18 protein-coding genes and 1 pseudogene are annotated in these 23,639 nt (G+C 71.7%); 7 read left to right on the top strand and 12 right to left on the bottom strand.

All coding sequences use genetic code 11. The features are described from left to right. Window positions 1-75 precede the first annotated feature (75 nt). Together AC3ETA_RS26895 and AC3ETA_RS26890 are read right to left on the bottom strand one after the other, a co-directional pair. A complete protein-coding gene (locus AC3ETA_RS26895; protein WP_432195476.1) occupies window positions 76-570 on the bottom strand; it encodes an SUKH-3 domain-containing protein in 495 nt (164 codons plus the stop codon). A gap of 184 nt (window positions 571-754) precedes the next feature. After that, window positions 755-1,279, bottom strand: coding sequence for a YwqJ-related putative deaminase (locus tag AC3ETA_RS26890; RefSeq protein WP_432195475.1), 525 nt, complete (start codon window positions 1,277-1,279; stop codon window positions 755-757). Between the two features lie 308 nt (window positions 1,280-1,587). On the opposite strand from AC3ETA_RS26890, the gene AC3ETA_RS26885 reads away from it, so the two are divergent. Both AC3ETA_RS26885 and AC3ETA_RS26880 read left to right on the top strand, forming a co-directional pair. Then, the gene (locus AC3ETA_RS26885; protein ID WP_432195474.1) at window positions 1,588-2,607 is read left to right on the top strand and encodes an SMI1/KNR4 family protein; all 1,020 of its coding nucleotides are present in this window, start codon (window positions 1,588-1,590) and stop codon (window positions 2,605-2,607) included. Window positions 2,608-2,615: 8 nt separating this feature from the next. After that, window positions 2,616-2,813: pseudogene (locus AC3ETA_RS26880) on the top strand (hypothetical protein); the annotation flags it as partial. Window positions 2,814-3,536: 723 nt separating this feature from the next. Here AC3ETA_RS26880 and AC3ETA_RS26875 read toward each other — a convergent pair. Further along, complete coding sequence (locus AC3ETA_RS26875; protein ID WP_432195484.1) at window positions 3,537-5,012, bottom strand: hypothetical protein; 1,476 nt, start codon at window positions 5,010-5,012, stop codon at window positions 3,537-3,539. Here AC3ETA_RS26875 and AC3ETA_RS26870 point away from each other — a divergent pair. Together AC3ETA_RS26870 and AC3ETA_RS26865 are read left to right on the top strand one after the other, a co-directional pair. Further along, on the top strand, window positions 4,932-6,050 hold the full coding sequence (locus AC3ETA_RS26870; RefSeq protein WP_432195483.1) for an SUKH-4 family immunity protein: 1,119 nt from the start codon (window positions 4,932-4,934) through the stop codon (window positions 6,048-6,050). The genes AC3ETA_RS26875 and AC3ETA_RS26870 overlap by 81 nt on opposite strands. 240 nt (window positions 6,051-6,290) lie before the next feature. After that, window positions 6,291-7,178 carry a coiled-coil domain-containing protein gene (locus AC3ETA_RS26865; RefSeq protein WP_432195473.1) on the top strand — a complete coding sequence of 296 codons (888 nt, stop codon included), beginning with the start codon at window positions 6,291-6,293 and terminating at the stop codon, window positions 7,176-7,178. 24 nt (window positions 7,179-7,202) lie between these two features. Here the strand turns inward: AC3ETA_RS26865 and AC3ETA_RS26860 are convergent, their stop codons facing one another. The 7 genes from AC3ETA_RS26860 to AC3ETA_RS26830 form a co-directional block, all read right to left on the bottom strand. Next, window positions 7,203-8,813 (bottom strand): sodium/solute symporter, encoded by a 1,611-nt coding sequence (locus tag AC3ETA_RS26860; protein ID WP_432195472.1) that lies wholly within the window; start codon window positions 8,811-8,813, stop codon window positions 7,203-7,205. Then, the gene (locus AC3ETA_RS26855) at window positions 8,810-9,343 is read right to left on the bottom strand and encodes a DUF485 domain-containing protein (RefSeq protein ID WP_432195471.1); all 534 of its coding nucleotides are present in this window, start codon (window positions 9,341-9,343) and stop codon (window positions 8,810-8,812) included. The genes AC3ETA_RS26860 and AC3ETA_RS26855 overlap by 4 nt, the downstream gene beginning before the upstream one ends. Window positions 9,344-9,592: 249 nt before the next feature. Next, window positions 9,593-10,297 (bottom strand): hypothetical protein, encoded by a 705-nt coding sequence (locus AC3ETA_RS26850; protein WP_432195470.1) that lies wholly within the window; start codon window positions 10,295-10,297, stop codon window positions 9,593-9,595. 51 nt (window positions 10,298-10,348) lie between these two features. After that, window positions 10,349-10,561: a DUF397 domain-containing protein gene (locus AC3ETA_RS26845; RefSeq protein ID WP_432195469.1), complete on the bottom strand. Its 213-nt coding sequence runs from the start codon at window positions 10,559-10,561 to the stop codon at window positions 10,349-10,351. Beyond that, entirely contained in the window at window positions 10,533-11,372 is an 840-nt protein-coding gene (locus tag AC3ETA_RS26840; RefSeq protein ID WP_432195468.1) for a helix-turn-helix domain-containing protein, read from the bottom strand. The genes AC3ETA_RS26845 and AC3ETA_RS26840 overlap by 29 nt, the downstream gene beginning before the upstream one ends. Before the next feature lie 277 nt (window positions 11,373-11,649). Continuing rightward, a complete protein-coding gene (locus AC3ETA_RS26835) occupies window positions 11,650-12,144 on the bottom strand; it encodes a GNAT family N-acetyltransferase (protein ID WP_432195467.1) in 495 nt (164 codons plus the stop codon). 134 nt (window positions 12,145-12,278) lie between these two features. Next, complete coding sequence (locus tag AC3ETA_RS26830) at window positions 12,279-13,919, bottom strand: MFS transporter (protein ID WP_432195466.1); 1,641 nt, start codon at window positions 13,917-13,919, stop codon at window positions 12,279-12,281. A gap of 391 nt (window positions 13,920-14,310) precedes the next feature. Here AC3ETA_RS26830 and AC3ETA_RS26825 point away from each other — a divergent pair, with 391 nt between their 5' ends. Both AC3ETA_RS26825 and AC3ETA_RS26820 read left to right on the top strand, forming a co-directional pair. Next, window positions 14,311-15,099 carry an ABC transporter ATP-binding protein gene (locus AC3ETA_RS26825; protein WP_432195465.1) on the top strand — a complete coding sequence of 263 codons (789 nt, stop codon included), beginning with the start codon at window positions 14,311-14,313 and terminating at the stop codon, window positions 15,097-15,099. Continuing rightward, window positions 15,096-17,666, top strand: a complete 2,571-nt coding sequence (locus AC3ETA_RS26820; protein ID WP_432195464.1) for an ABC transporter permease — start codon at window positions 15,096-15,098, stop codon at window positions 17,664-17,666. Before AC3ETA_RS26825 ends, AC3ETA_RS26820 begins: the two co-directional genes overlap by 4 nt. A 114-nt stretch (window positions 17,667-17,780) precedes the next feature. Here AC3ETA_RS26820 and AC3ETA_RS26815 read toward each other — a convergent pair whose 3' ends face one another. Then, entirely contained in the window at window positions 17,781-19,238 is a 1,458-nt protein-coding gene (locus AC3ETA_RS26815) for a DUF2079 domain-containing protein (RefSeq protein WP_432195463.1), read from the bottom strand. Window positions 19,239-19,621: 383 nt separating this feature from the next. Between AC3ETA_RS26815 and mfd the strand changes: the two genes are divergently transcribed. Then, window positions 19,622-23,152, top strand: a complete 3,531-nt coding sequence (mfd, locus tag AC3ETA_RS26810) for a transcription-repair coupling factor (protein ID WP_432195462.1) — start codon at window positions 19,622-19,624, stop codon at window positions 23,150-23,152. A 39-nt stretch (window positions 23,153-23,191) separates the two neighbouring features. On the opposite strand, the gene AC3ETA_RS26805 is transcribed toward mfd, so the two are convergent. Continuing rightward, entirely contained in the window at window positions 23,192-23,611 is a 420-nt protein-coding gene (locus tag AC3ETA_RS26805) for an SgcJ/EcaC family oxidoreductase (RefSeq protein ID WP_432195461.1), read from the bottom strand. Between the last annotated feature and the right edge of the window lie 28 nt (window positions 23,612-23,639).

Below are 23,639 nucleotides of genomic sequence, written 5' to 3'. Positions count from 1 at the left end.
GCGGTGATTCCGGTGGCCTGGCCCGGCCGGCGTCGGCCGCCCCGGGCCCGTGGGAGTTCGGGGCCTTCCTCTCGTTCAGCCCGCTGTGAGGCGTACCGGTTCTATCCCCGCGACGAGGCCGGCCAGGGCCTGGTCGATGTCGGGGCCGAGGTACCAGTCGCCGGTGTGGTCGAGGGCGTAGATCCGGCCCTCCGCGTCGATCGCGAGGAGCGCCTCGGTGCCGGACTCGGCGCCGAGGGGGCAGACCTCGGTGTCCAGGGCGCGGCCGAGGTCGCCGAGGGTGCGGGCCATGTGGAGGCCGTGCAGGGGGTCGAAGTGCAGACGGGCCGGGGCGACCTGGCGGCCGGGGCCGGTGGGTGCGATGTGCAGGCCGCCGAATTCGGCCCACGCCTCGACCGCGGCGGGGAAGACGGCATGGCGGTGTCCGGCGGGTGAGGTGTGCTCGCGCAGGGTGTCCGCCCAGACTTCGGCCTGCTTGATGTCCCAGCGTCCGGGCTGCCAGCCGGCCGCGCGCAGCGCGGCGTCGACGGGGACGGGGAAACGGGTGCTAGAGGTGCGGTCGGTGTGCATCTGCCCTTCGTTCGTCGAGTGCGCCGGTGTCACGGCGGCGTCCGGCCGCCCGGCGGGTGCGGTGCGGTGGTGCGGGTGGAGTGGGGTGGTGCGGTGGTGCGGGTGTAGTGGGGTGGTGCGGTGGTGCGGGTGTAGTGGGGTGGTGCGGGTGGAGTGGGGTGTGGGTCGGCCGTCCGGCGCCGGATCAGCCGTCCGCCGCTGCCGGGTCGACGATACGGACGCCGAAGTGGGCGCTCAGGGCGGTGCAGGCGCGGCACGGTGAGGCGAAGCTGCCGTGCAGGGGGTCGCCGTCCTCGCGGATGCGGCGGGCGGTGAGCTTGGCCTGTTTGAGGGCCTTGCGGGCTTCGCCGTTGGTCATGGGTTTGCGCGCGGCGCGTTTGCTGCGGGTGGCGTCGGCGGTGGCGATGTGGCGCGAGATGAGGATGGTCTCGGCGCACCGGCCGGTGAAGCGGTCGCGCTCACCGCTGGTCAGGGTGTCCAGGAAGTCCTGTACGAGGTGGTGCAGCTCGGGACGTTGGTCGCCGCGGGCGGCGGTGCCGGTGAGCGTGGCGCCGCGGACGGAGAGCGCGGCGGCGACGGTGGGGAGTATGCCGTCGCGGCGGTGGTGGAGGGCGGGCGCGTGCCCGGTTTCGGTGGCGCTCCAGCCGATGCGGGGGTCGCCGGACCTCGCGGCGTGCGGCCCTGTCTGCGTCGCGTTCATGATCATCATCCCCTCCCGAGCATCCCGCGGGCATGCTCTCGGATGTCACAGAGTGCCAAATGCCGTGGCGGGTGCGGAAGCTGGGGCGACGCGACACGCCCGGGTTTGGGCAGGCTGTCACGGCAGGGTGACGGCTGGTCACGGAAGCGGAGGGGGCCGTGACCGGCGCCGGTGACCGCCGTCGTCGTACCGCATAGGCTGTCGGCACCGCTTTCCATGCGGTGACGCGTGGACGCAGACGAGACAGTCGATACGTGCCGTTGTGACCGAGAGTGGTCGTGGTGGCGCGCATCAGAACGCCGCAGGGGGCAACCGCCATGACGACAGGTCGGCTCGGGCTGGGGGCACCTCCCGGCCGCCAGGCCGGGGGACAAGCCGTGCCGCCGAACGCGGCGTACGCCGGGCAGGTCGTGCATTTCCCGGATCCGGTACGGGCGTCCCGTCACCCGAGTGGGGTACGGGTCGACGACCGTGGTTACCCCGACTTCGCGCCGTACGCGCGTGCGGCGGCTGAGATCGCAGAGCCGCCGGAGGGGTTCGGCGTCGACGAGTTGCGGCTGACGGACTACGTGTCGGCGAACGCGGCGCTGGCTGCCACGGGGCACGAGTTGTGGGACACCGTGCCCGCGGTGGCGACGCCGCACGGCTGGACGTGGCACCACGCGGTGGGCACCCGGCGGCTGGAGTTGGTTCCGGTCGAGGTCAAGGCGCTGCTGCGGCATCACGGCGGCATAGCGACCTCGGCGGTGGACCAGGACAAGCGGGGCACGCGCCCGTTGCAGGAGACCCGGCCGGCGCACTTCCGGCTGCCGAAGTCGGGTGTGGCGGTGACCGAGGCGCAGGCGCTGGGTGTTGAGGAGGACCTCGGCTACCGGCTGCCCGGCGCGTACCGCTCGTTCCTGAAGGCCGCGGGCGGGTGTGCGCCCGTCGGGACCGCGCTGGACGCGGAGTTGGGCCTTCTGATCGACCAGCCGCTGTTCACGGTGCGGGACGAGGCGGCGGTCAACGACCTCGTCTACGTCAACAAGTGCCTGCGCGACCACCTGACCAAGGATTACCTGGGTGTCGGGTTCGTGCAGGGCGGGCTGCTCGCCGTGAAGGTAAAGGGCGAGCGGATCGGCTCGGTGTGGTTCTGTGCCTTCGACGACGCCCGGGACGTGGATCCCTCGTGGCCGCCGGCGGAGCGGGTGGAGCGTCTGCTGATGCCGTGCGGTGAGGACTTCGACGCGTTTCTGTCCCGGCTGGCCGGTTCTCCGCCGGAGTTGGAGACGGTGGCGAATCTGATGGTGGACGGTGGGTTCGCGCGCGCGGTGCCCGTCGCGGCTGTGGGGGAGTGAGCTTCGCGATGGTGACGTTCGCGCAGGCGCAGGAACGCGCCGAGGAGTGGATCAACGGCGACATGCCGTCGTACCAGCATCGTGAGGTGCGGGTGCGGGAGTTCGACCTCGGGTTCGTGGTGTGGGCCGAGGACCGCGCCGACGGGCCGCGTTCGGACGGGGGTGCCCAGCGGCTGGTGATCGCCCGGGACAGCGGGGAGGCCACACTGTGGCCCGCGCTGCCGGTGGGCGAGGTGATCCGCCGCTACGAGGAGGAGTACGGCCGCGCCGACGCGGTCCCCGAGCCCGCGGCGGTGCCTCCGGCCCGGGTGGACCTGAACCAGACGTCGTTCCTGCTGACTCCGCCGGAGTGGTTGCAGGAGGCGGCGGACCGGATCGGGACGTCCGGCGGCCGGGGCGGGGCGCTGGCCGGGAGCGGCGGTGCCGGTGACAGTGCCGGTGCCGGCACCGGTGACAGTGTCGGTGGTGCCGCGGCCGGTGGTGGGTCGGCTGGTGGTGCGGTGGGCGGTGCCGGGTCTGTCGGTGGTGCCGCGGCCGGTGGTGGGTCGGCTGGTGGTGCGGTGGGCGGTGCCGGGTCTGTCGGTGGTGCCACGGCCGGTGGTGGGTCCGCCGTGGGTGCGCCGACCGGTGGTGGGTCCGCCGGTGGTGCGGTCGCTCGTGGTGGGTCCGCCGGCGGTGCGGCCGGGGTCGGGAGGCTGGCCGAGACGCTGGGCGGGCCGCCGGCGGGCGGTGGTCCGGGCTCGGGCGGAGTGCCCGACGGGGCGACTCCCTGGGCCGGGACGGACACCAACCCCGGTCCCGGCGAGGACCGTTCCGTGCCGTTGCCGGAGACGGTGTTCGCGCCGCCGCTGAGCGGTGACGACACCGCGCGGTCCGACGCCCAGACGGCGTTGATGTCGGGCGGCAGCCAGCTTCCGCCCACGGCGGTCTCACCGGCGCTCGGCGATGGGAACGCGTCGGGCGGGCAGGGCGGACCGGGTGGGTCGGCTGGGCCTGGTGGGCCTGGCGGGACGCCTCCGCCGGGTGCTTCGTCGTACGGCTATCCGCAGGGCGCGGGCGGGCCGGGCACGCCGCCTCCGCCGCCCGGCACTCCGGCGTACGGGTATCCGCAGGGTGCGGGTGGGCCGGGTGGTGCGCCGTCTGTGTCGCCGGGTGCGACTCCTCCGCCTCCGTCGGGTGCTTCGTCGTACGGGTATCCGCAGGGTGCCGGTGGGCCGGGTACGCCGCCTCCGTCGGGTGTGCCCGCCGGTGCCGCCGGTGTGCCGCACGCTCCGGGGGCCCCCGGGGTGCCGGGGCAGCCGTCCGGGCCGAGCGCCGCGGACATCGCCGACGCCGCCACGAGCAAGGCGGCGCCTCCGCGGGCGCGCGGTGGGGCGACGCCGCCTCCGCCGCCGGGTGCGCCGGGGGTGCCGGGTGCGTCGGCGGGCGGTCCGCCCGCGCCGCCGTCGGCTCCGGGTGCGCCCGGTGCTTCGGGTTCGGCGGGTGGCGGTTACGTGCCCACGCAGCTGGTGTCCTCGCTCGGCCCCGACGGGCCGGAGGACGTCACCGGTCCCGGGGCTCCGCAGGGTCCCGGTACGCCGAACCCGCCCGGTCCGCCGAACCCGCCCGGCCTTCCGCAGCCGCCCGGTGCTCCGGGTGCGCCCGGCATGCCCGGCGCGCCGCAGCCGCCGGGCGCCCCCAACCCGCCCGGCACGCCCGGCGGTACGCCCCCCGGCGGGGTGCACCATGCCGCCACGGTGCTGGCCGACCCGAGCCTGATGGGCGGTGCGCCGCAGCCTCCCGGCGCGCCGGGTGCTCCGCAGGGGCCCGGCGCTCACAGCGCGCCCGGTGCGCCCAAGCCGCCCGGCCCTCCGAACCCGCCCGGCATCCCCAACGCCCCGGGTACTCCCGGTGCCCCCGGCGTGCCTGGTGCCCCACAGCCGCCCGGCGCCCCCGGTGTCCCTGGCGCTCCTGGTCCCGCCGGTCCCGGGGCTCCCCAGCCGCCCGGTACTCCCGGCTCCTCGGGCGGTGCGGCAGGTGCCGTTCACCATGCGGAGACCGTGCTGGCCGGACCGGCGGTCGGTGGCCCCGGTGGCCCCGGTGGCCCCGGCGTGCCTCCGCCGCCGCAGGCCCCCGGTGCGCCGCAGTCTCCGGGCGCGCCCAGCATGCCGCCGGGTGCCCACGGCATGCCCCCGGCGGGACCGGGAATGCCGCCTCCCGGTGCTCCCGGTGCTCCCGGTGCTCCCGGTGCTCCCGGTGCTCCCGGTGCTCCCGGTGCTCCCGGGATGCCCGGGATGCCCGGGATGCCCGGTGCCCCTGGCGTGCCCGGCGCCGCACAGCCCCCCATGCCGCCGGGGGCCTTCGCACAGCCGCCCGGTCACCCCGGCCCCGGTCAGCCGGGCCCCGGTCAGCCGGGCCCCGGTCAGCCGGGCCCCGGTCAGCCGGGCCCCGGCCAGCCGTCGTACGGGTATCCGCCGCAGCCCCTCGGTCAGCCGACCGTCGGTCCCGGCTACCAGGCCGTTCTCCGCTACCGCGCGCAGGACGGGTCGGAGCAGCAGCTGATCCGGCGTTCGGCGCCGGGTACGCCGCACCCTGAGTGGCAGATCTTCCACGAGCTGCGCGGCATGAACGTGCCGCCGGATCAGGTCCTGGAGCTGCACACCGAGTTGGAGTCCTGCGAGCTGCCGGGCGCGTACTGCGCGCGGATGATCCGGGAGCAGTGGCCGCAGGCGCGCATCACGTCCATCGCGCCCTACGGCACCGATCACGCGAGCCGACAGCAAGGCATGCAGCAACTGCTCGCCCACCAGGGAGAGTTGCACGAGGTCGCCGACGGGCCCGCCCGGCCTGCGCCGGTGCGTGCCCCGCTGCCTCAGGTGCAGGCGGCGCCGCCGATTCCGCCGGAGGGCGTGGCGCAGGAGCTGGCGGGGGCGTTCGGGCCGGGGCTCTTCCGGTTCGAGCAGGCCGCCGTGTCCCGGCAGGGCGTGCCGCCCGTCGTGGCGCACAGCCTGGTCGTCGGCGGGCTGCCGATGGACATGGGCCCGTTCTTCTGGGCGCAGGCCCAGCCGGGGCGGCCCGTTCCCACGCTGGCGGAGCTGGCGCAGGAGCGCGGGGTGCAGCCGGCGTCGGACGCCGGGTCGTACCTCGTCATGGGCAGCGACTTCGGCAAGGCCGTCTGTGTGCAGTACGGGACGGCGAACATCGTCGCCGTGCCGGTGGAGGCAGGGCCGGGCGGTGCGCCGGTGCCGCCGCAGTTCGTGAACACGGGCCTGCCCGAGTTCCAGCGCTGCCTGGCGCTGCTCGGCCGGATGTGGCGTCTTCGCTTCGGCCTGAACCAGGAGCAGGCGGGCCGCTGGACCGTCGACTTCCAGGCCCAGCTCGCCGCCCTCGACCCGGCGGCGCTCGGCTCGCCGGAGAGCTGGTGGTCGGTGCTGCTGGAGCAGATGTGGGACGGCTTGCTGTGACGCCACCCGACTGTTTGTGACGACCTCGCGCGGCCGCCGGTGACGGCGGCCGAGCGAGGCGGTGAATGGGCCGGACCCGGTGATACGACCGGGTCCGGCCCTTTCGCATGCCCGCCGACTGCCCTCCGCGCACCCGCCCCGCGCCCGGAGTGTCGCGTTATGACCGTCTCTGCCCGATACCTCAAGATGTGCGCTAAATCATCATTTTTCGAATTCGCTCGGCGGAGAGGGGTTCTCAGGATGAGCAGCGAACCGGGCTCGCTCCACGACTTCGTGGTCGTCAAGGGGCGCGGCTACCGTCCCGAACAGGTCGACGCCTATGTCGACGCCCTCTTCCGGGACCGGGACGCCGCCTGGGAACGGGCCGCCCGGCTCACCGTGCTGGCCAAGGAGATGGAGGCGGAGGCGGAGCGGCTGCGCGAGGAGGTGGCGCAGCTCGGACCGCAGACGTACGAGGCGCTCGGCGACCAGGCCCGGCGGCTGTTCGAGCTGGTGCAGAAGGAGGCCGAGGCCGTGCGGGAGAGCGCGCGGCAGGAGGCGGAGAGCCTGGTGGGCAAGGCACAGGAGTGGGCGAGCGGGCTGCGGGAAGCGGCCCGGACGCACGCCGACGCCCTGAACGCGGAGGCCGAGGCGTACACCGAGGAACGCATGCTCGCGGCGCGCGCCGAGGCGGACGAGATCCGGGTCGCCGCCCGGCGCACGGTGCGCGAGGAGCGCGGACTGGAACTCCTCGCGCTGCGCGAGCTGCGGCATCGCACCACCCGTATGCTCACCGAGCAGTCCAAGAACCACGACGAGCGCCGGAGCGTGTTCGAGCGGGAGGCCAAGGAGAAGAAGGCCGCCCAGAAGGCCGCGGAGGAGGACCGGGAGACCCGGGCCGAGGCGGCGCTGGCCGAGGCCAAGGAGCTCCGCGCCGAGGCGGACGCCTTCGCCCGCAAGGTGCAGGAAGAGGCCCAGGTCCGCGCCACGGAACTCGTCGCGCAGGCCAGGCAGCATGCGGAGGAGACCGCCCGGGAGACCGAACAGGTGCTGCGTGAGCACGGCGAGGTGTGGGACGACGTGCGCACCCACATCGGCCAGATGCGCAACAGCCTGACGGCCCTGACGGGCCAGGCCGCCCAGGAGTGACCCGGGCGGCCCGCTCGCGCCGGCTCAGTTCCCCCTGCGTACCGCCCCCGCCAGAATCCACCCCTCCACGGCCTCGTACTGCCGTCGCTGCTCGTCGGCCTCCCGGCGCCCGGACTTGACCGTGCCGAGCCAGCCGAAGAGGAATCCGGCGGGCACCGACACCAGTCCGGGCGTCGTGAACGGGAACCAGTTGAAGTCGGCCTCGGGGAACGCCGAGATCGGCGATCCGGAGACCAGGTTGGTCCACGGCATCAGTGCCAGGACGACCGCCGTGCCGCCGATCAGGGTCCACAGCAGGCCGGCCCGGGTGTACCGGCGCCAGAAGAGGCTGTAGACAAGGGCCGGCGCGATGGCCGAGGCGCCCAGGGTGAAGGACAGCGTCACCAGCGGTTGCAGGCTGCGGTGCTGGACCAGCGTCGCCAGCACGATCGCCGGGATGCCCACCCCCACCGCCGCCAGCCGCGCCAGCGCCATCTCGCGATGACCGGACAGCTCCCGCATCCGGGTGGCGAACAGGTCATGGGCGAGAGAGTTCGCGCAGGCGAGGATCATGCCGGCGACCGAGGCGAGCACGGTGAGGAAGATGGCCGTGGTGACCGCCGTGAACAGCAGGCTCTCCGCGGTCGAGACCTCGGCGCCGAACACGGCCCTGGAACCCAGCAGATAGGCCGTGTTGCCCTGCGGGTCCGCCCCCGCGATCACCTCCCGCCCGATCAGCGCCGTCGCGCCGAAGCCGACGACCGTGATCACCAGCACGAACAGCGCCACGCTCGACACCGCCCAGGACATGGACCTGCGCACCTGCCGCGCGCTCGTCGCCGTGTACATGCGCATGGTGATGTGCGGCAGGACCGCGCCGCCGAGGACGACCGCGAGCTGGGAGCTGATCATGTCGATACGGGGGTACGGGCTGCCCGCGAACTGGAGCCCCGACTGGAGGAACGCCGAGCCCACCCCGCTCTGCTCGGCCGCCGCGTTGAACAGCGCGCCCGGGTCCCAGTCGAACCGCCGCAGCACCAGCACGGCGACCACGGCGCCCGACCCGAGCAGCATCACCATCTTCAGGATCTGGATGAGCGCCGTGCCCTTCATCCCGCCGATGGCCGCGTAGCTGATCATCAGCACGCCGAGCCCGATGACACATCCGGTCTTCAGGGAGTCGCTGGAGAACCCGAGGATGAACGCCAGCAGTTGCCCGGTACCCGCCAGCTGCACCAGCATCAGCGGCAGCAGCGCGGCCAGCGTCACCCCGCACGCCGCGATCCGCACACCCCGTCCCGGCATCCGGCGGGCCAGCGCGTCACCCATCGTGAACCGGCCCGCGTTGCGCAGGGGTTCGGCCAGCAGGAACATCAGCAGCATCAGCGACAGGGCGGTGCTCAGCGCCAGCACGATCCCGTCGTAGCCGCACAACGCGACCACACCGGTCGTGCCGAGCACGGTCGCCGCGCTGATGTAGTCGCCGCCGATCGCCAGGCCGTTGCGCACGGGGGACAGCGAGCTGTAGCCCGTGTAGAACTCGTCGAGGTCGTCCCGGTCCGGGCCGGTCATCACGCACAGCAGCAGCGTGATGGTGACCACGACGCAGAAGGCGACCAACGACATCGCCTGCGCGTTTCCGCTGAAGACAGTCATCGTCCGGCCCTCCGCTCCGCCTCGCGCCTGGCGTCCACGGCGGCCTCCTTGCGGATGCGGTCCGCGATCGGGTCGACGTAGTTCCGGGCGGTGTGCTCGTACAGGGCTATCGCCAGCCAGGTGACGGGCAGTTGCAGCAGCGCCAGCAGCAGGCCCGCGGGCAGTCCGTCGGTGACCGTGCCCGTCATGAACCCGGGCGCGAACGCCGACAGGATCAGGAACAGCGTGAAGTACCCGAGCGCGGTCAGCGTCGCCACGCGCCGCTGCCAGCGGTAGGCGCCGCGCAGGATCCGCAGGTCGCTGTGGTGTCCGAGGGGCGGGTGGTCGGAGGTCAGGTGCCTCGGGGGTGCCGGTGGTTCCGGTGGGACGGGCGGTTGCCAGGGGTAGGTGGCGTACTGCGGGGGCGGCGATGTGGATGCCGGGGCAGGTGGCCGGAACCTGTCGTACGGATCGTGTGATTCACGTGAGTTGTGGGGGTCGTACTGGCTGTGCCGGTCGTACGGGTCGTACGGGTCGTACGGGGATGACATCCCGGTGCTCCTTGCGTGGCTCGGGTCCAGCGGCGGACCGCAGGGAGGTGGGGGGCGGGCGAGCCACGCAGGTTACTGTGGAGTACCAGGTGAGCGCGAGGGTTTCCGCAAACTGAGTGGTCGGTATGCGCTTGCGATGCCGAACCGTGTCTGACCTGGGGTGTTACCCGCGTTAACTCAGACTTTTGGGTCGGCTGTACGGCGACTGAGGGCGACGGCCGCGCTACTTCAGGTGCCCGAGCGGTCATGTCACCGCGCGAACGCGGCTGCGGAGACCTCTCGTTCCAGCTCTGCCCGGTGGAATTCGTAGGTGCCGATGTCGGACACCTTGATCAGCAGGCAGAAGCGTTCCAGTGAGGACAGTCGACCGGCCACGTTCGCGTACTCGCGCCGCAGGAAGTGGACCGCGGCGATGTTGCCCACCGCCGTCTGCCCGGACACCAGGAACACGGGGCTGGTGGACTCCGTGGGCTGGAACTTCGCCACGAGGGCGTACTCCTGGTGACCGCGCTCGCAGCGGTACTTCTCTCCGCCGACCTCTATGGTCATCGAGTCCGGACCGGTCCCGTCGTACGGGTGGACGGTGACTCCGGGGAGATGTGCGGCGAGATGGCCGCCGGTACGGATGTTGGCGCCACCGCTCGGGCCGCCCACACAGAACTCGGTACGGTCGCCGTTGCTGCCGCGGAAGTCCCCGGACTCCACGGCGACCTTGCAGCCCAACTCCCCGGCGAGCAGCGACAGCTCGACCACCGCGCGGACGTCCCGGTAGTGCGCGGTGCCGGGCGCGTTGTACTTGTTGCCCAGCACGATCAGGCAGGTCTGTCCCGGGCGGACGCCGAAGAACGCCGCGCGCCGGTTGACCTCACGCGTGCGTTTGGTGCGCTCCCACAACCAGACGAAGGCACCGCCGAGCAGGCTGGTGACCAGCCCGATCCCGATGTTCGCGACCACGGAAAGAATCGCGTCCCCCTCTCCCCGCCCGGCATCTTGCCATGCCAGGCCCTAACGGAGCGCGGCGACGAACTCCGTCCAGGCGGGAGCGGAGAAGACGATCGCCGGGCCGGTGGGGGTTTTGCTGTCGCGGACGGGGACGTGGGTGGGGTGGGCGGCGTCGTTGACTTCGAGGCACGAGCCACTGCTGCCGCCGCTGTAACTGGACTTGCGCCAAGCGGTCAGCGTCGAGGGGTCAGGATTGGTGTGCTCGCTGCGCTTCATGCTCATAATCCTCCGCAACGGACCTGAGCAGGTCCAGGGATTTACGGTGCGACAAGGCATCGCCTAGCACGTGATCGTAAAGATCCTGGCACTCGCGTACCACGGAGGGAAGTTCCAGAATGCGCCCGCTGTTCACGCCTTCCGCGTACGCGATGGGCGGCAGATCCTCGAACCACATCAGGGAGAGGAAGCCCTCTTGCAGAGGGTGCGCGCCCACGGAGTAGGGGAGCACGTGTACGCGGATGCGGCGGCTCTCCCCCAACTCCGCGATGTGCCGAAGTTGTTCGCACATCACGGCGAGGCTGCCTACAACTCGGCTCAGCGCCGCCTCGTCGAGAAGCACCCAGACCTCGGGTGAGTGGAAATCGTCGAGGATGCGGGCACGTTCGAGGCGAGTGGCCAGGAGCTTGTCGCGTTCCTCGTCGCACTTGCGCGGGAAGCTGCAGCTGAGCACCTCGTACCCGTAGGGACGCGTCTGTAGGATGCCGGGTACGAGGCTGGGAGCGTACTCCTTGATCACCGTCGCCTTGCTTTCGAACTCCAGCGCCTGCTTGAAGTGCTCCGCCACCTCCTTCCCGTCCAGCGTCGGCAAGAAGTTCACGAAGAACCCGGTTGCCCCCAACACCTGATCCAACCTCCGCGCATCATCCGGATCCGGCCGCCGCCGCCCCGCCTCGATGTGCGCGATGTGCGTGCGTGACATCACCGCACGCTGGCTCAGCTGCTCCTGGGTGAGCCCCGCTGCCTCGCGTCGCCGCTTCAATTCGGCGCCGTACTGCTCCCGCGAACGCGGATTGTCCTCGATGGCCACCCCAGCAACTCCCCTCCGTGCCGACCCCGTTGTCACGCTGAGCCACCTTCCGAGCGTAACCGGGATGACGTCACTGTGTGAACGCAACGGCACGGAAAGTGAAAGGCGTTGGCGTGGACCGAGCTGAGCAGGAGAAAGACCCCTTCGATGAGGTGGCCGTACCCTTCCTCACCCTCCGGGTCTCCCGGGACAGTGGGCGGACCTGGGGACCCACAGTGACGTATCAGCCCTCCCGGAAGGACACGCCCTTCGACCTCGCGGGCCGGTTCCCGCCCTGTCAGTGTCCGAGATGCTCGCGCTTGTAGCGGATCCCCGGCCGGCCGCCGACCGTCGTCTCTCCCAAGGTGACGAACCCGTTCCGCTCCAGCACGGTCCGGGACCCCGTGTTGTCGAGCGTGGTCACCGCGACCAGGGACGTCAGCCCGTACGCCGTGGCGGCCAACCGGCACATCTCCGCGACCGCCGCCGTGGCGACACCCTTGCCCGCCGAGAGCTCGCCCACGCGGTAGCCGAGTTCGGCCGAACCGTCCTCGACATCCATCAGGTTCATACGGCCGACCAGGCGCCCCTCGCCGTCCAGCACGACATGGAAGTGGCAGACGCCGGCGTCCTGTTCGGCCAGCAGGGCCTGGTGCCTGGCCGCGAAACCCGCAGGGGTGAAGTACTCGTCCCTGCGGTCCGGCACCGTCCGGGCGAAGTACTCCCGGTTCTCGCGCTCGAAGGCCAGCAGGGCTTCCGCGTGGTCGGCGCGCAGGCGTTCCAGGCTCGGCATGGGGGCAGCGTAGGTGAGGCCGTCGGGGGCCCGTCCGCCCGGGGAACAACACCGGTACCGCCACGCGGCACCGGGCCTGGCCTGAACACTCGCGGAGCCGCTCCTCGACGGGCCGTCACCGGACAACCCCGAGGTCAGCGGCCGTCCTCCGTGGCGGCGTTCTTGACGGCGTCGACGGTGACCTGATCGGGGTCCTGGTCCGAGACCTGGTCCGAGACCTGGTCCGAGACCTGATCCGAGACCTGATCCGAGACCTGATCCGGGACCTCGTCCTCGGGCTCCTTCAGGACCGGGAACCGCCTCGGCGCCAGCAGCAACAGCACCAGGAAAGCCAGCGCCGCCGCGCACGACGCCCCCAGGTACACGGCGTGCACCGCGTCGGCGATGGCCCTCCTGGTGGCCTCCGGGGCCGTGCCGCCGGAGGCCAGCGCCCGGGTCACCGAGTCCAGGTCGTTCGCCCCGCCGAGCCGCGACGCCAGCACGCCGTTGGCGACCGCGCCGAACAGTGCCGCGCCCACCGTCTGGCCGGTCTGCCGGCAGAACAGCACCGACGCCGTCGCCGTACCGCGCTCCGACCAGCCGACCGTCGACTGCACGCCCACGATCAGCGGCAGTTGGAACAGCCCCAGCGCCGCCCCCAGCAGCAGCATCAGCAGCGTCGGCTGCCAGGCCGCCCCGGGATACGGCAGGAACAGGAAAGCCAGCAGGATCAGCGAGGCGGTTCCGATGCCCAGCATCGCCGTGTTGCGGAAGCCGATCCTGCGGTACACGTGCTGGCTCAGCGCCGCGGACACCGGCCAGCTCAACGTCCAGACCGACAGCACGAATCCGGCCGCCACCGGGGCCAGGCCGAGGACCGCCTGGGCGTAGGTCGGCAGGAACACCGTCGGCGCCACCATCAGCAGACCCAGCGCGCCGAGCGCCAGGTTCACCGCGGCGATGGTCCGGCGCCGCCACACCCATCCGGGGATGATCGGCTCGGCCGCCCGCCGCTCCACCAGCACCACGACCGCCACGAGCGCGAGCCCCGCGGCGAACAGGGCCAGGGACGGGGCCGACAGCCACGGCCAGGCCACCCCGCCCTGCACCAGCGCCGTCAGCAGCACGCCGCCGCACGCGAACACCGCCAGCGCGCCCGCCCAGTCGACACGCGCGCGCGTGCCCGTCGTCGCGCGCTGCGGCTCGTGCAGATGGCGGGCGATCAGCCACAGCGCCACCGCCCCGATGGGCAGGTTGATGAGGAAGATCCAGCGCCAGTCCGCGTACGCCGCCAGCACTCCGCCAAGACCCGGCCCGGCCACCGCCGACAGTGCCCACACCGTGGACAACTTGGCCTGGATCTTCGGGCGTTCCTTCAGCGGGTACAGGTCGGCGGCCAGGGTCTGGACCGTGCCCTGGAGGGCCCCGCCGCCCAGTCCCTGCACGATCCGGAACGCGATCAGCGCCGCCATGTTCCAGGCCACCGCGCACAGCAGCGACCCCAGCAGGAACACCGCCGCGCCCGCGATCAGCACCGGCTTGCGGCCGAAGGTGTCGGAGAGCTTGCCGTAGACGGGCAGGGTCACCGTCACCGCGAGCAGATAGCCCGAGAACAGCCAGGAGAAGACGGAGAAGCCGCCGAGGTCGCCGACGATCTGCGGTACGGCCGTGGAGACGATCGTGGAGTCGAGCGCGGCCAGCGCCATCGCGAGCATCAGGGCCGCGACCACGGCCGCGCGTCTGTCGGTTCCGGTGCGCTGTGCGGTGTCCCGTATCGCGGGTGTCGTACTGCCCACCGGAGTCCTTTCCTGTTGCTTTCCCCTTGCACCTATCTGCCGCCGAACAGCTTCCCACTTGACCCTGACGTCGCGGGAGGGTGGAGGCTCGATGGGACCGAGGGTGGAGACAACCCCGACGTGCGCTCCACCGAAGGGCGGACAGCCCCTAGGGGGACCTCCGTACAAGGTCTCGGGGAGGGTTGGTACCGCCGGAGGACGAGACGGTGCGGGTGCCGTCCTTAACCTGGCTTCACGCCGCTGGGGGGCGGTTCACCGAACCACCGGGGGTGGGGTTTTCCCCCGCACAAGAGGGGGCCGGGCACCAGCGCGCCGGACCCTCTCCCGCCACGAGACTGAACGTCGTAACAGTTCTCGTGATGCACCAGCTGACCGACTTAGGAGACAAACCGTGACATCGGCTGTGACCATTCCCAGGCACGGGGGTACTGGAGGGCGTACGGCCGTTGCCGCACGGGCGCGGCAGGTCGTCAAGGCGTACGGGTCGGGGGAGACCCGTGTCGTCGCTCTCGACCACGTCGACGTGGACATCGCGCGGGGCCAGTTCACCGCGATCATGGGTCCCTCCGGATCCGGCAAGTCCACGCTCATGCACTGCCTCGCCGGGCTCGACACCGTCACCAGCGGCCAGATCTACCTCGACGAGACCGAGATCACCGGGCTGAAGGACAACAAGCTCACGCAGCTGCGCCGGGACCGGATCGGCTTCATCTTCCAGGCGTTCAACCTGCTGCCCACGCTGAACGCCCTGGAGAACATCACGCTGCCCATGGACATAGCGGGCCGCAAGCCCGACCGGGCCTGGCTCGGGCGCGTCGTCGACACCGTGGGACTGTCCGACCGGCTCAAGCACCGGCCGACCCAGCTCTCCGGCGGCCAGCAGCAGCGCGTCGCCGTCGCCCGTGCGCTGGCCGCCCGCCCGGAGATCATCTTCGGTGACGAGCCGACCGGAAACCTCGACTCCCGCGCCGGCGCCGAGGTCCTCGGCTTTCTGCGCAGGTCCGTCGACGAGCTCGGGCAGACCATCGTGATGGTCACCCACGACCCGGTCGCCGCCTCCTACGCCGACCGTGTGCTGTACCTCGCCGACGGACGCATCGTCGACGAGATGTACAAGCCGACCGCCGACGCCGTCCTGGACCGCATGAAGGACTTCGACGCCCGGGGGCGCACGTCATGACCGTCCTGAAGACCTCGATGCGCAACTTCTTCGCGCACAAGGGGCGGATGGCCCTGTCGGCCGTGGCCGTGCTGCTGTCCGTGGCGTTCGTCTCGGGCACCCTGGTGTTCACCGACACGATGAACACCACCTTCGACAAGCTCTTCGCCGTCACCTCCGCCGACGTCACCGTCAGCCCCAAGGAGGCGAAGGACGAGGACGACGGCGCCGGTACCGGCAAGCCCGCCTCGCTGCCCGCCTCGGCCGTCGAGCGGGTCGCGGCCGTCGACGGCGTCAAGAAGGCGGAGGGCGCGGTCGGCTCGATGAGCGTGACCGTCGTCAACTCCGAGAACAAGAACATGGGTTCCTCCACCGGCGCGCCCACCATCGCCGGCAACTGGACCGAGAACGACAAGAAGTCCATGGAGATCACCTCCGGGCACGCCCCGCGCGGGCCCACCGAGGTCATGGTCGACGCGGACACCGCCGACAAGCACGACCTGAAGCTCGGCGACGAACTGCGCACCATCGCCGCCACCGGCGACATCCGCGCGCGGATCGTCGGCATCGCCTCCTGGAAGGTGACCAACCCGGGCGCGGCCGTCGTCCACTTCGACACCGAGACCGCCCAGCGCACCCTGCTCGGCGCCACCGGCCGCTTCACGCAGGTGTCCGTCACCGCGGCGGACGGCGTCAGCGACGCGAAGCTCAAGCAGGACGTCGCGCAGGCCCTGGACGGCGCGTACAAGGTCCAGACGGCCAAGGAGAGCGCCGACGAGAACCGCAAGGACGTCGGCGCGTTCATGGACGTCATCAAGTACGCCATGCTCGGCTTCGCCGGGATCGCGTTCCTGGTCGGCATCTTCCTGATCATCAACACCTTCTCGATGCTGGTCGCCCAGCGCACCCGCGAGATCGGCCTGATGCGGGCGATCGGCTCCTCGCGCCGGCAGGTCAACCGGTCCGTGCTGGTGGAGGCGCTGCTGCTCGGCTTCATCGGCTCCGTCCTGGGCGTGGCCGCCGGTGTCGGCATCGCGGTCGGCCTGATGAAGCTCATGTCGATGGCCGGCATGAACCTCTCCACCGACGACCTCACGGTGAAGGTGACGACCCCGGTCGTCGGCCTGATCCTCGGCGTCGTGGTGACGGTGCTGGCCGCCTACCTGCCGGCCCGCCGCGCGGGCAAGGTCTCCCCGATGGCCGCCCTGCGCGACGCCGGTACGCCGGCCGACGGCAAGGCCGGCCGGGTGCGCGCCCTGGTCGGGCTGGTCCTGACCGGCGCGGGCGCCTTCGCCCTGTACGCCGCGGCCACCGCCGACAAGGCGAGCGACGGCGCGCTGATGCTGGGCGGCGGTGTGGTGCTGTCCCTGATCGGCTTCGTCGTCATCGGCCCGCTCCTCGCGGGTGCGGTGGTCCGGGTGATCAGCGCGGTGCTGCTGCGCGCCTTCGGGCCCGTCGGCCGCATGGCTGAGCGCAACGCCCTGCGCAACCCGCGCCGTACCGGTGCCACGGGTGCCGCCCTGATGATCGGCCTCGCGCTGGTGGCCTGCCTCTCGGTGGTCGGCTCCTCGATGGTCGCCTCGGCGACGAGCGAGCTGGACAAGTCGGTGGGCGCGGACTTCATCGTCATGAGCCAGCAGCAGCCGATCGTGCCGCAGGCCGAGAAGACCATGCAGCAGACGCCGGGCCTCGCCCACGTCACCCGCTACAAGGACGTCGATGCCACCCTGACCTCGCCGGACGGCAAGACCGACGACAGCGGGATCACGGCCGCCGACCCGACGTACGCCGAGGACCTGCGCCGCACCACCACGCAGGGCACCCTCTCCGCGGCCTACGGCAAGGACGCCATGTCGGTCGGCTCCGACTACGCCAAGAAGCACGGCGTGCGCGTCGGCGACACCATCTCCGTCGCCTTCAAGGGCGGCGAGACGGCGAAGCTGAAGGTCGCGGCCATCACCGACGACGACACCTCCATCGACCAGGGCGCCCGCTACACGAGCATCGAGACCCTGTCGAAGTACCTGCCCGCCGACCGCACCCCGCAGAGCGTGATGATGTTCGGCAAGGCGAAGGAAGGCCAGGAGGAAGCGGCGTACGCCGCCCTGAAGAAGTCGCTCGACTCCTACCCGCAGTACCAGGTCCGCGACCAGACCGACTACAAGGAGGAGCTGAAGGACCAGGTCGGCCAGCTCCTGAACATGGTCTACGGCCTGCTGGCCCTGGCGATCATCGTGGCGGTCCTCGGCGTGGTGAACACCCTGGCCCTGTCGGTGGTCGAGCGGACCAGGGAGATCGGGCTGCTGCGCGCGATCGGCCTCTCCCGCCGCCAGCTGCGCCGCATGATCCGCATGGAGTCGGTGGTCATCGCCCTCTTCGGCGCCCTGCTGGGCCTGGGGCTGGGCATGGGCTGGGGCGCGACGGCCCAGAAGCTGCTGGCTCTGGAGGGCCTGAACGTCCTCGACATCCCGTGGCCGACGATCATCGCGGTCTTCATCGGCTCGGCCTTCGTGGGCCTGTTCGCGGCCCTGGTGCCGGCGTTCAGGGCGGGCCGGATGAACGTACTGAACGCGATCGCGACGGAGTAGGCGGTCGAGCGGTCCCTTAATGGCCACCGCACACGGGGGTTGCGGGGGACGGGCCCGGTCCGGAAGGCACTGCCACCTTCCGGACCGGGCCCGGCTGGGTGGGAGCCTCGGCGGTCAGCCCGCGGTCTGCCGCTGCAGGAGCACGACTCCGAAGGCGGTGCCCTTGGTGGTGTACCGGGCGTCGGGGTGCAGGGTCCGGGCGTACGCCTCGACGTCGCGGTAGCGCTTGCGTGAGTTGTCGAGGGCGATGAAGTCGGGTTCGACGCCACGGGTGTTGCTGACCCAGAAGACCCGGCAGCGCGAGGTGAGCCGGCTGATCGGCGCGATGTTCGCCTCTACGGAGGCGCCATCGGGTACCCCGGCCAGGAGGCGCTCTATCGCGCTCACGCGCGCGGGCTTGCGGTAGATCTCGCCCTCCGTCAGGTCGGCCAGCGGCAGCGAGGTCGTCAGCGCGAGCGAGGCCGCCGCGACGGCCGCGGGCAGGTGCTGGACGTACGAACGCAGCCACGCGCGCGTGCTGTCCCGGAAGAGCACGAGGGCGTCGACGAGCGCGAAGGTGACGACCGGCATCAGGACGGCGCTGTAGTGCCAGTCCGTGCCCCAGTACTGCGGGTAGGCGGAGACGAACCGCCAGCCGAGCGTGGGCAGGGCGACCAGTAGGACCGGGGACCGCAGGGCGAGCAGTCCGGTGGTGGGTATCAGGAGCCAGGCGAGCGTACGGAGCTTGGTGTCCAGGCCGTCGAAGGGGCCGCCGCCGCTCGACTCGTCGACCTTGTTCCAGTAGTCGTAGGTGCCCGCCGAGTTGAAGCTCGGTATGACCACGAGCAGGGTCAGCGCGAGGGCCACCACGCCGAACACGGCGACGCCGAGCGCCCACCGGGTGGCCCGCGGCGACTCCCGCCGGGCCCGCCAGGCGACGACCAGGGCGATCGCGGTGAGGGTGAACCCCAGGTCCTCCTTGACGAGGACCAGCGGAAGCGCCCAGAGCAGAGCGGCCCGCCACCGCCGCGCGAGGAGCGCTTCGAGGCTGAAGGCGATCAGCGGTACGGCGAAGCAGATCTCGTGGAAGTCGAAGTCGACCGCCTGCTGGAGCCCCCACGACAGCCCGTACGCGACACCGATCGCCAGGCCGCTGCGCCGCCCGAGCAGCCGGGCCGCGGCCCGCGTGACGGGGACCGCGGAGAGCGCGAAGAGCGCCGCCTGCGCCACGAGCAGGGTGATCGACGAGGGGAAGATCCGGTACACCGGTGCCAGCAGCACGGTCACCGGGCTGAAGTGGTCCCCGAGGATGTTGAACCCCGGCCCCTTCAGGTCGGCGATCGGCGCCTGGAGATGCGCGTAGGACCGTATGACCTGCTCGAATATCCCGAGGTCCCACGACTTCTGCCCCAGATGCCGGTAACGGCCCACGGAGACGATCGCGTACCCGACGAACAGCGCGGCGGCCAGCAGCCAGGGGTCCTGCCGACCCGCTCCCGTGCGGCTCCGCCCCGAGTCGTGCGGGGTGCCGGGGGCCGGTATGCGGGGGTCCGGGGGCGCGTCGCGGGCGGTGGAGGCGGCGGGGGTGGGCATGGGGGGACCTTACGCGGTGCGGACCTTTGGCCACCGTTCAGGTGCTTTCAGCCGATCCGGAGTGCGCTGACGAGCCGGTCGGCAGTTTTTGGCCCGTCTGGGGGTCCCCCTGCTCGTAGGGCTTGGGGGAGTTTGAGGACGAGGCCGTTCAGGCCGAAGCGCCGAAGCGGGGGGTCTGGGGGCGCGGCCCCCGGGGATGGATGGGACGGGTAGGGGCGGCGGGGGCGAGGAACCCGGCCTCGCGGCGACGCCGATCACGGGAGAACGGACGTTATCCACAGGCCCGGCGTCCGCCCGCGCAGCGACGTACGCTGGAACACCCGGCCCGTCTCGCGTGTCGGGCCCTTCGTGTTGCCCACCCCCTCGGACGGAAAGCGCCCTCCATGAGTCTGCACGGTCTGCTCGACGCCGTAGTCAAGGACACCGCCCTCGCGGAAGCGATCACGGCGGCCGCAGACGGCAACCGCATGCACATCGACCTGGTCGGACCCCCCGCGGCGCGCCCGTTCGCGATCGCCGCCCTCGCCCGCGAGACCGACCGCCCGCTGCTCGCGGTGACGGCGACGGGCCGCGAGGCGGAGGACCTGGCCGCGGCCCTGCGCTCCCTCCTCCCGTCGGCGGGCGTCGTGGAGTACCCGTCCTGGGAGACCCTGCCGCACGAGCGCCTCAGCCCCCGCAGCGACACCGTGGGCCGCCGTCTCGCGGTGCTGCGCCGCCTCGCCCACCCCAGCTCCGACGACCCCGAGACCGGCCCGGTCTCCGTCGTCGTCGCCCCCGTGCGCTCCGTCCTCCAGCCCCAGGTCAAGGGCCTCGGCGACCTGGAGCCGGTGGCCCTGCGCACCGGCCGGACCGCCGACCTCAACGCCGTCGTGGACGCCCTCGCGGCCGCCGCTTACGCGCGCGTGGAGCTCGTCGAGAAGCGCGGCGAGTTCGCCGTCCGAGGCGGCATCCTCGACGTCTTCCCGCCCACCGAGGAACACCCCCTGCGCGTCGAGTTCTGGGGCGACGACATCGAGGAGATCCGCTACTTCAAGGTCGCCGACCAGCGTTCCCTCGAAGTCGCCGAGCACGGCCTGTGGGCCCCGCCCTGCCGCGAACTCCTCCTCACCGACGACGTACGTGCACGCGCGCGTGCCCTCGCCGAGGAGCACCCCGAGCTCGGCGAGCTGCTCGGCAGGATCGCCGAGGGCATCGCGGTGGAGGGCATGGAGTCCCTCGCCCCGGTCCTCGTCGACGACATGGAGCTGCTGCTCGACGTCCTGCCCAAGGGCGCCATGGCCGTCGTGTGCGATCCGGAGCGGGTACGCACGCGTGCCGCCGACCTCGTGGCGACGAGTCAGGAGTTCCTGCAGGCGTCCTGGGCCGCCACGGCCGGCGGCGGCGAGGCGCCCATCGACGTCGGCGCGGCCTCCCTGTGGTCCATCGCGGACGTCCGTGACCGTGCCCGCGAGCTGGACATGATGTGGTGGTCGGTCTCGCCCTTCGCGGCCGACGAGGAACTCGACGCCGACACCCTCAAGCTCGGCATGCACGCCCCCGAGTCCTACCGCGGCGACACCGCGAAGGCCCTGGCCGACACCAAGGGCTGGCTCGCCGACGGCTGGCGCACGGTCTTCGTGACCGAGGGCCACGGCCCGGCCGCCCGCACGGTCGAGGTGCTCGGCGGCGAGGGCGTCGCGGCCCGCATGGAGGCCGACCTGGGGGAGATCTCCCCCTCGGTCGTCCATGTCGCGTGCGGCTCGATCGACTACGGCTTCGTGGACCCGGCCCTCAGACTCGCCGTCCTGACCGAGACCGATCTGTCCGGGCAGAAGGCGGCCGGCAAGGACGGCGCCCGGATGCCGGCCCGCCGCCGCAAGACCATCGACCCGCTCACCCTGGAGACGGGCGACCACATCGTCCACGAACAGCACGGCGTCGGCCGTTACATCGAGATGGTGCAGCGCACCGTGCAGGGCGCCACGCGCGAGTACCTCGTCGTGGAGTACGCCCCCGCCAAGCGCGGCCAGCCCGGCGACCGGCTCTACATCCCCACCGACCAGCTGGAGCAGATCACCAAGTACGTCGGCGGCGAGGCGCCCACACTGCACCGCCTGGGCGGCGCCGACTGGACGAAGACCAAGGCGCGGGCCAAGAAGGCCGTCAAGGAGATCGCCGCCGACCTGATCAAGCTCTACAGCGCGCGCATGGCGGCCCCCGGGCACGCCTTCGGCTCGGACACCCCCTGGCAGCGCGAGCTGGAGGACGCCTTCCCCTACGCCGAGACCCCCGACCAGCTGACGACCATCGCCGAGGTCAAGGAGGACATGGAGAAGTCGGTCCCGATGGACCGCCTGATCTGCGGCGACGTCGGTTACGGCAAGACGGAGATCGCGGTGCGGGCCGCCTTCAAGGCGGTGCAGGACGGCAAGCAGGTCGCTGTCCTGGTGCCGACGACCCTGCTGGTGCAGCAGCACTTCGGGACGTTCTCCGAGCGCTACTCGCAGTTCCCGGTCAACGTGCGCGCCCTGTCCCGGTTCCAGACCGACACCGAGGCGAAGGCCGTCCTGGAGGGGCTGAAGGACGGCGCGGTGGACATCGTCATCGGCACGCACCGGCTGTTCGCGTCGGAGACCAAGTTCAAGGACCTGGGCCTGGTCATCGTCGACGAGGAGCAGCGCTTCGGCGTCGAGCACAAGGAACAGCTGAAGAAGCTGCGTGCCAACGTCGACGTCCTGACGATGTCCGCGACCCCGATCCCCAGAACCCTGGAGATGGCGGTCACCGGCATCCGCGAGATGTCGACGATCACCACCCCGCCGGAGGAGCGGCACCCGGTCCTGACCTTCGTCGGCCCGTACGAGGAGAAGCAGATCGGCGCCGCGATCCGCCGTGAACTGCTGCGCGAGGGCCAGGTCTTCTACATCCACAACCGCGTCGAGTCGATCGACCGCGCGGCCGCCCGGCTGCGTGAGATCGTCCCCGAGGCGCGCATCGCCACGGCCCACGGCCAGATGTCGGAGCAGGCGCTGGAGCAGGTCGTCGTCGACTTCTGGGAGAAGAAGTTCGACGTGCTCGTCTCGACGACGATCGTCGAGTCCGGCATCGACATCTCCAACGCCAACACCCTGATCGTGGAGCGCGGCGACAACTTCGGCCTGTCCCAGCTGCACCAGCTGCGCGGCCGGGTGGGCCGAGGGCGCGAACGCGGCTACGCGTACTTCCTGTACCCGCCGGAGAAGCCGCTGACGGAGACCGCCCACGAGCGTCTCGCCACCATCGCCCAGCACACCGAGATGGGCGCGGGCATGTACGTGGCCATGAAGGACCTGGAGATCCGCGGCGCGGGCAATCTGCTGGGCGGGGAGCAGTCCGGCCACATCGCGGGCGTCGGCTTCGACCTGTACGTCCGCATGGTCGGCGAGGCGGTCGCGGACTACCGGGCGTCCCTGGAGGGCGGTGTCGAGGAGGAGCCGCCGCTGGAGGTCAAGATCGAGCTCCCGGTCGACGCGCACGTCCCGCACGACTACGCCCCCGGGGAGCGGCTCAGGCTGCAGGCGTACCGCGCCATCGCCTCCGCCAACACCGAGGAGGACATCACCTCCGTACGCGAGGAACTCGTCGACCGCTACGGCAAGTTGCCCGAGCCGGTCGAGAACCTTCTGCTGGTGGCGGGCCTGCGCATGCTGGCCCGCGCGTGCGGTGTCCGCGAGATCGTCCTCCAGGGCAACAACATCCGTTTCGCGCCGGTGGAGTTGCGGGAGTCCCAGGAGCTGCGGGTCAAGCGCCTGTACCCGGGCACCGTCATCAAGCCGGCCGTGCACCAGCTGCTGGTGCCTCGCCCGAAGACCGCGAAGGTGGGCGGGAAGCCGCTGGTCGGGCGGGAGTTGCTCGGGTGGGTCGGGGAGTTCCTGGCTTCGATCCTGGGGTCGTGACTCCGGCCGGCCCGTGTACGGCGGTGCGGGGTGGTTGTTCTAGTCGGCCAGGACCTCGGTGTTCTGGCAGGCGTGCAGCAGCCACCTGCCGTCGTCCTGCCTGGTCATGACGTACAGCGGGGCGCCCTCGGTGTCACCGGCCGGTGAGTGGTGGACCTGCCGGACCTTGACGGCCGCCACGTCCGGCCGCAGGAACTGCGTGTGCACGGCCTCGTAGGTGACATCGCCGTCCCAGGTCGCCGCGGGCAGTACGGCCCGGGTGAACTCGGCGATGGCGTCGAGGCCGATGAGGACCTTGCCGTGGGCGGTGGTCCACAGCGCGTCGGGGTGGAAGAGGGCGAGGAAGCCTTCGGGGTCCTTGGTGCGCTGGGTGCGTTCCACGGTGGCGACGACTTCGGCCACGGCCCGGAGGTCGGCTGCCCGGGCGGCGGGGGTGGTGTGCGTGGTTTCGGCGGTCATGCTGATCACTCTGGAACCTCAAGGGGGC

Source organism: Streptomyces sp. bgisy027 (assembly GCF_057710365.1).
The sequence above is the reverse complement of the archived record's forward strand: the minus strand, read 5'-3'. Positions and strand labels throughout refer to the sequence as shown.

Bases quoted from the DNA above. Each gene is read 5' to 3' on its own strand.
- AC3ETA_RS26865 (WP_432195473.1), top strand. From the start codon at position 6,291: ATGAGCAGCGAACCGGGCTCGCTCCACGACTTCGTGGTCGTCAAGGGG.
- AC3ETA_RS26835 (WP_432195467.1), bottom strand. From the start codon at position 12,144: ATGCCGAGCCTGGAACGCCTGCGCGCCGACCACGCGGAAGCCCTGCTG.
- AC3ETA_RS26820 (WP_432195464.1), top strand. From the start codon at position 15,096: ATGACCGTCCTGAAGACCTCGATGCGCAACTTCTTCGCGCACAAGGGG.
- AC3ETA_RS26870 (WP_432195483.1), top strand. From the start codon at position 4,932: ATGCCGCCGGGGGCCTTCGCACAGCCGCCCGGTCACCCCGGCCCCGGT.
- mfd (WP_432195462.1), top strand. From the start codon at position 19,622: ATGAGTCTGCACGGTCTGCTCGACGCCGTAGTCAAGGACACCGCCCTC.
- AC3ETA_RS26855 (WP_432195471.1), bottom strand. From the start codon at position 9,343: ATGTCATCCCCGTACGACCCGTACGACCCGTACGACCGGCACAGCCAG.
- AC3ETA_RS26890 (WP_432195475.1), bottom strand. From the start codon at position 1,279: ATGATGATCATGAACGCGACGCAGACAGGGCCGCACGCCGCGAGGTCC.
- AC3ETA_RS26895 (WP_432195476.1), bottom strand. From the start codon at position 570: ATGCACACCGACCGCACCTCTAGCACCCGTTTCCCCGTCCCCGTCGAC.
- AC3ETA_RS26860 (WP_432195472.1), bottom strand. From the start codon at position 8,813: ATGACTGTCTTCAGCGGAAACGCGCAGGCGATGTCGTTGGTCGCCTTC.
- AC3ETA_RS26885 (WP_432195474.1), top strand. From the start codon at position 1,588: ATGACGACAGGTCGGCTCGGGCTGGGGGCACCTCCCGGCCGCCAGGCC.
- AC3ETA_RS26815 (WP_432195463.1), bottom strand. From the start codon at position 19,238: ATGCCCACCCCCGCCGCCTCCACCGCCCGCGACGCGCCCCCGGACCCC.
- AC3ETA_RS26845 (WP_432195469.1), bottom strand. From the start codon at position 10,561: ATGAAGCGCAGCGAGCACACCAATCCTGACCCCTCGACGCTGACCGCT.
- AC3ETA_RS26805 (WP_432195461.1), bottom strand. From the start codon at position 23,611: ATGACCGCCGAAACCACGCACACCACCCCCGCCGCCCGGGCAGCCGAC.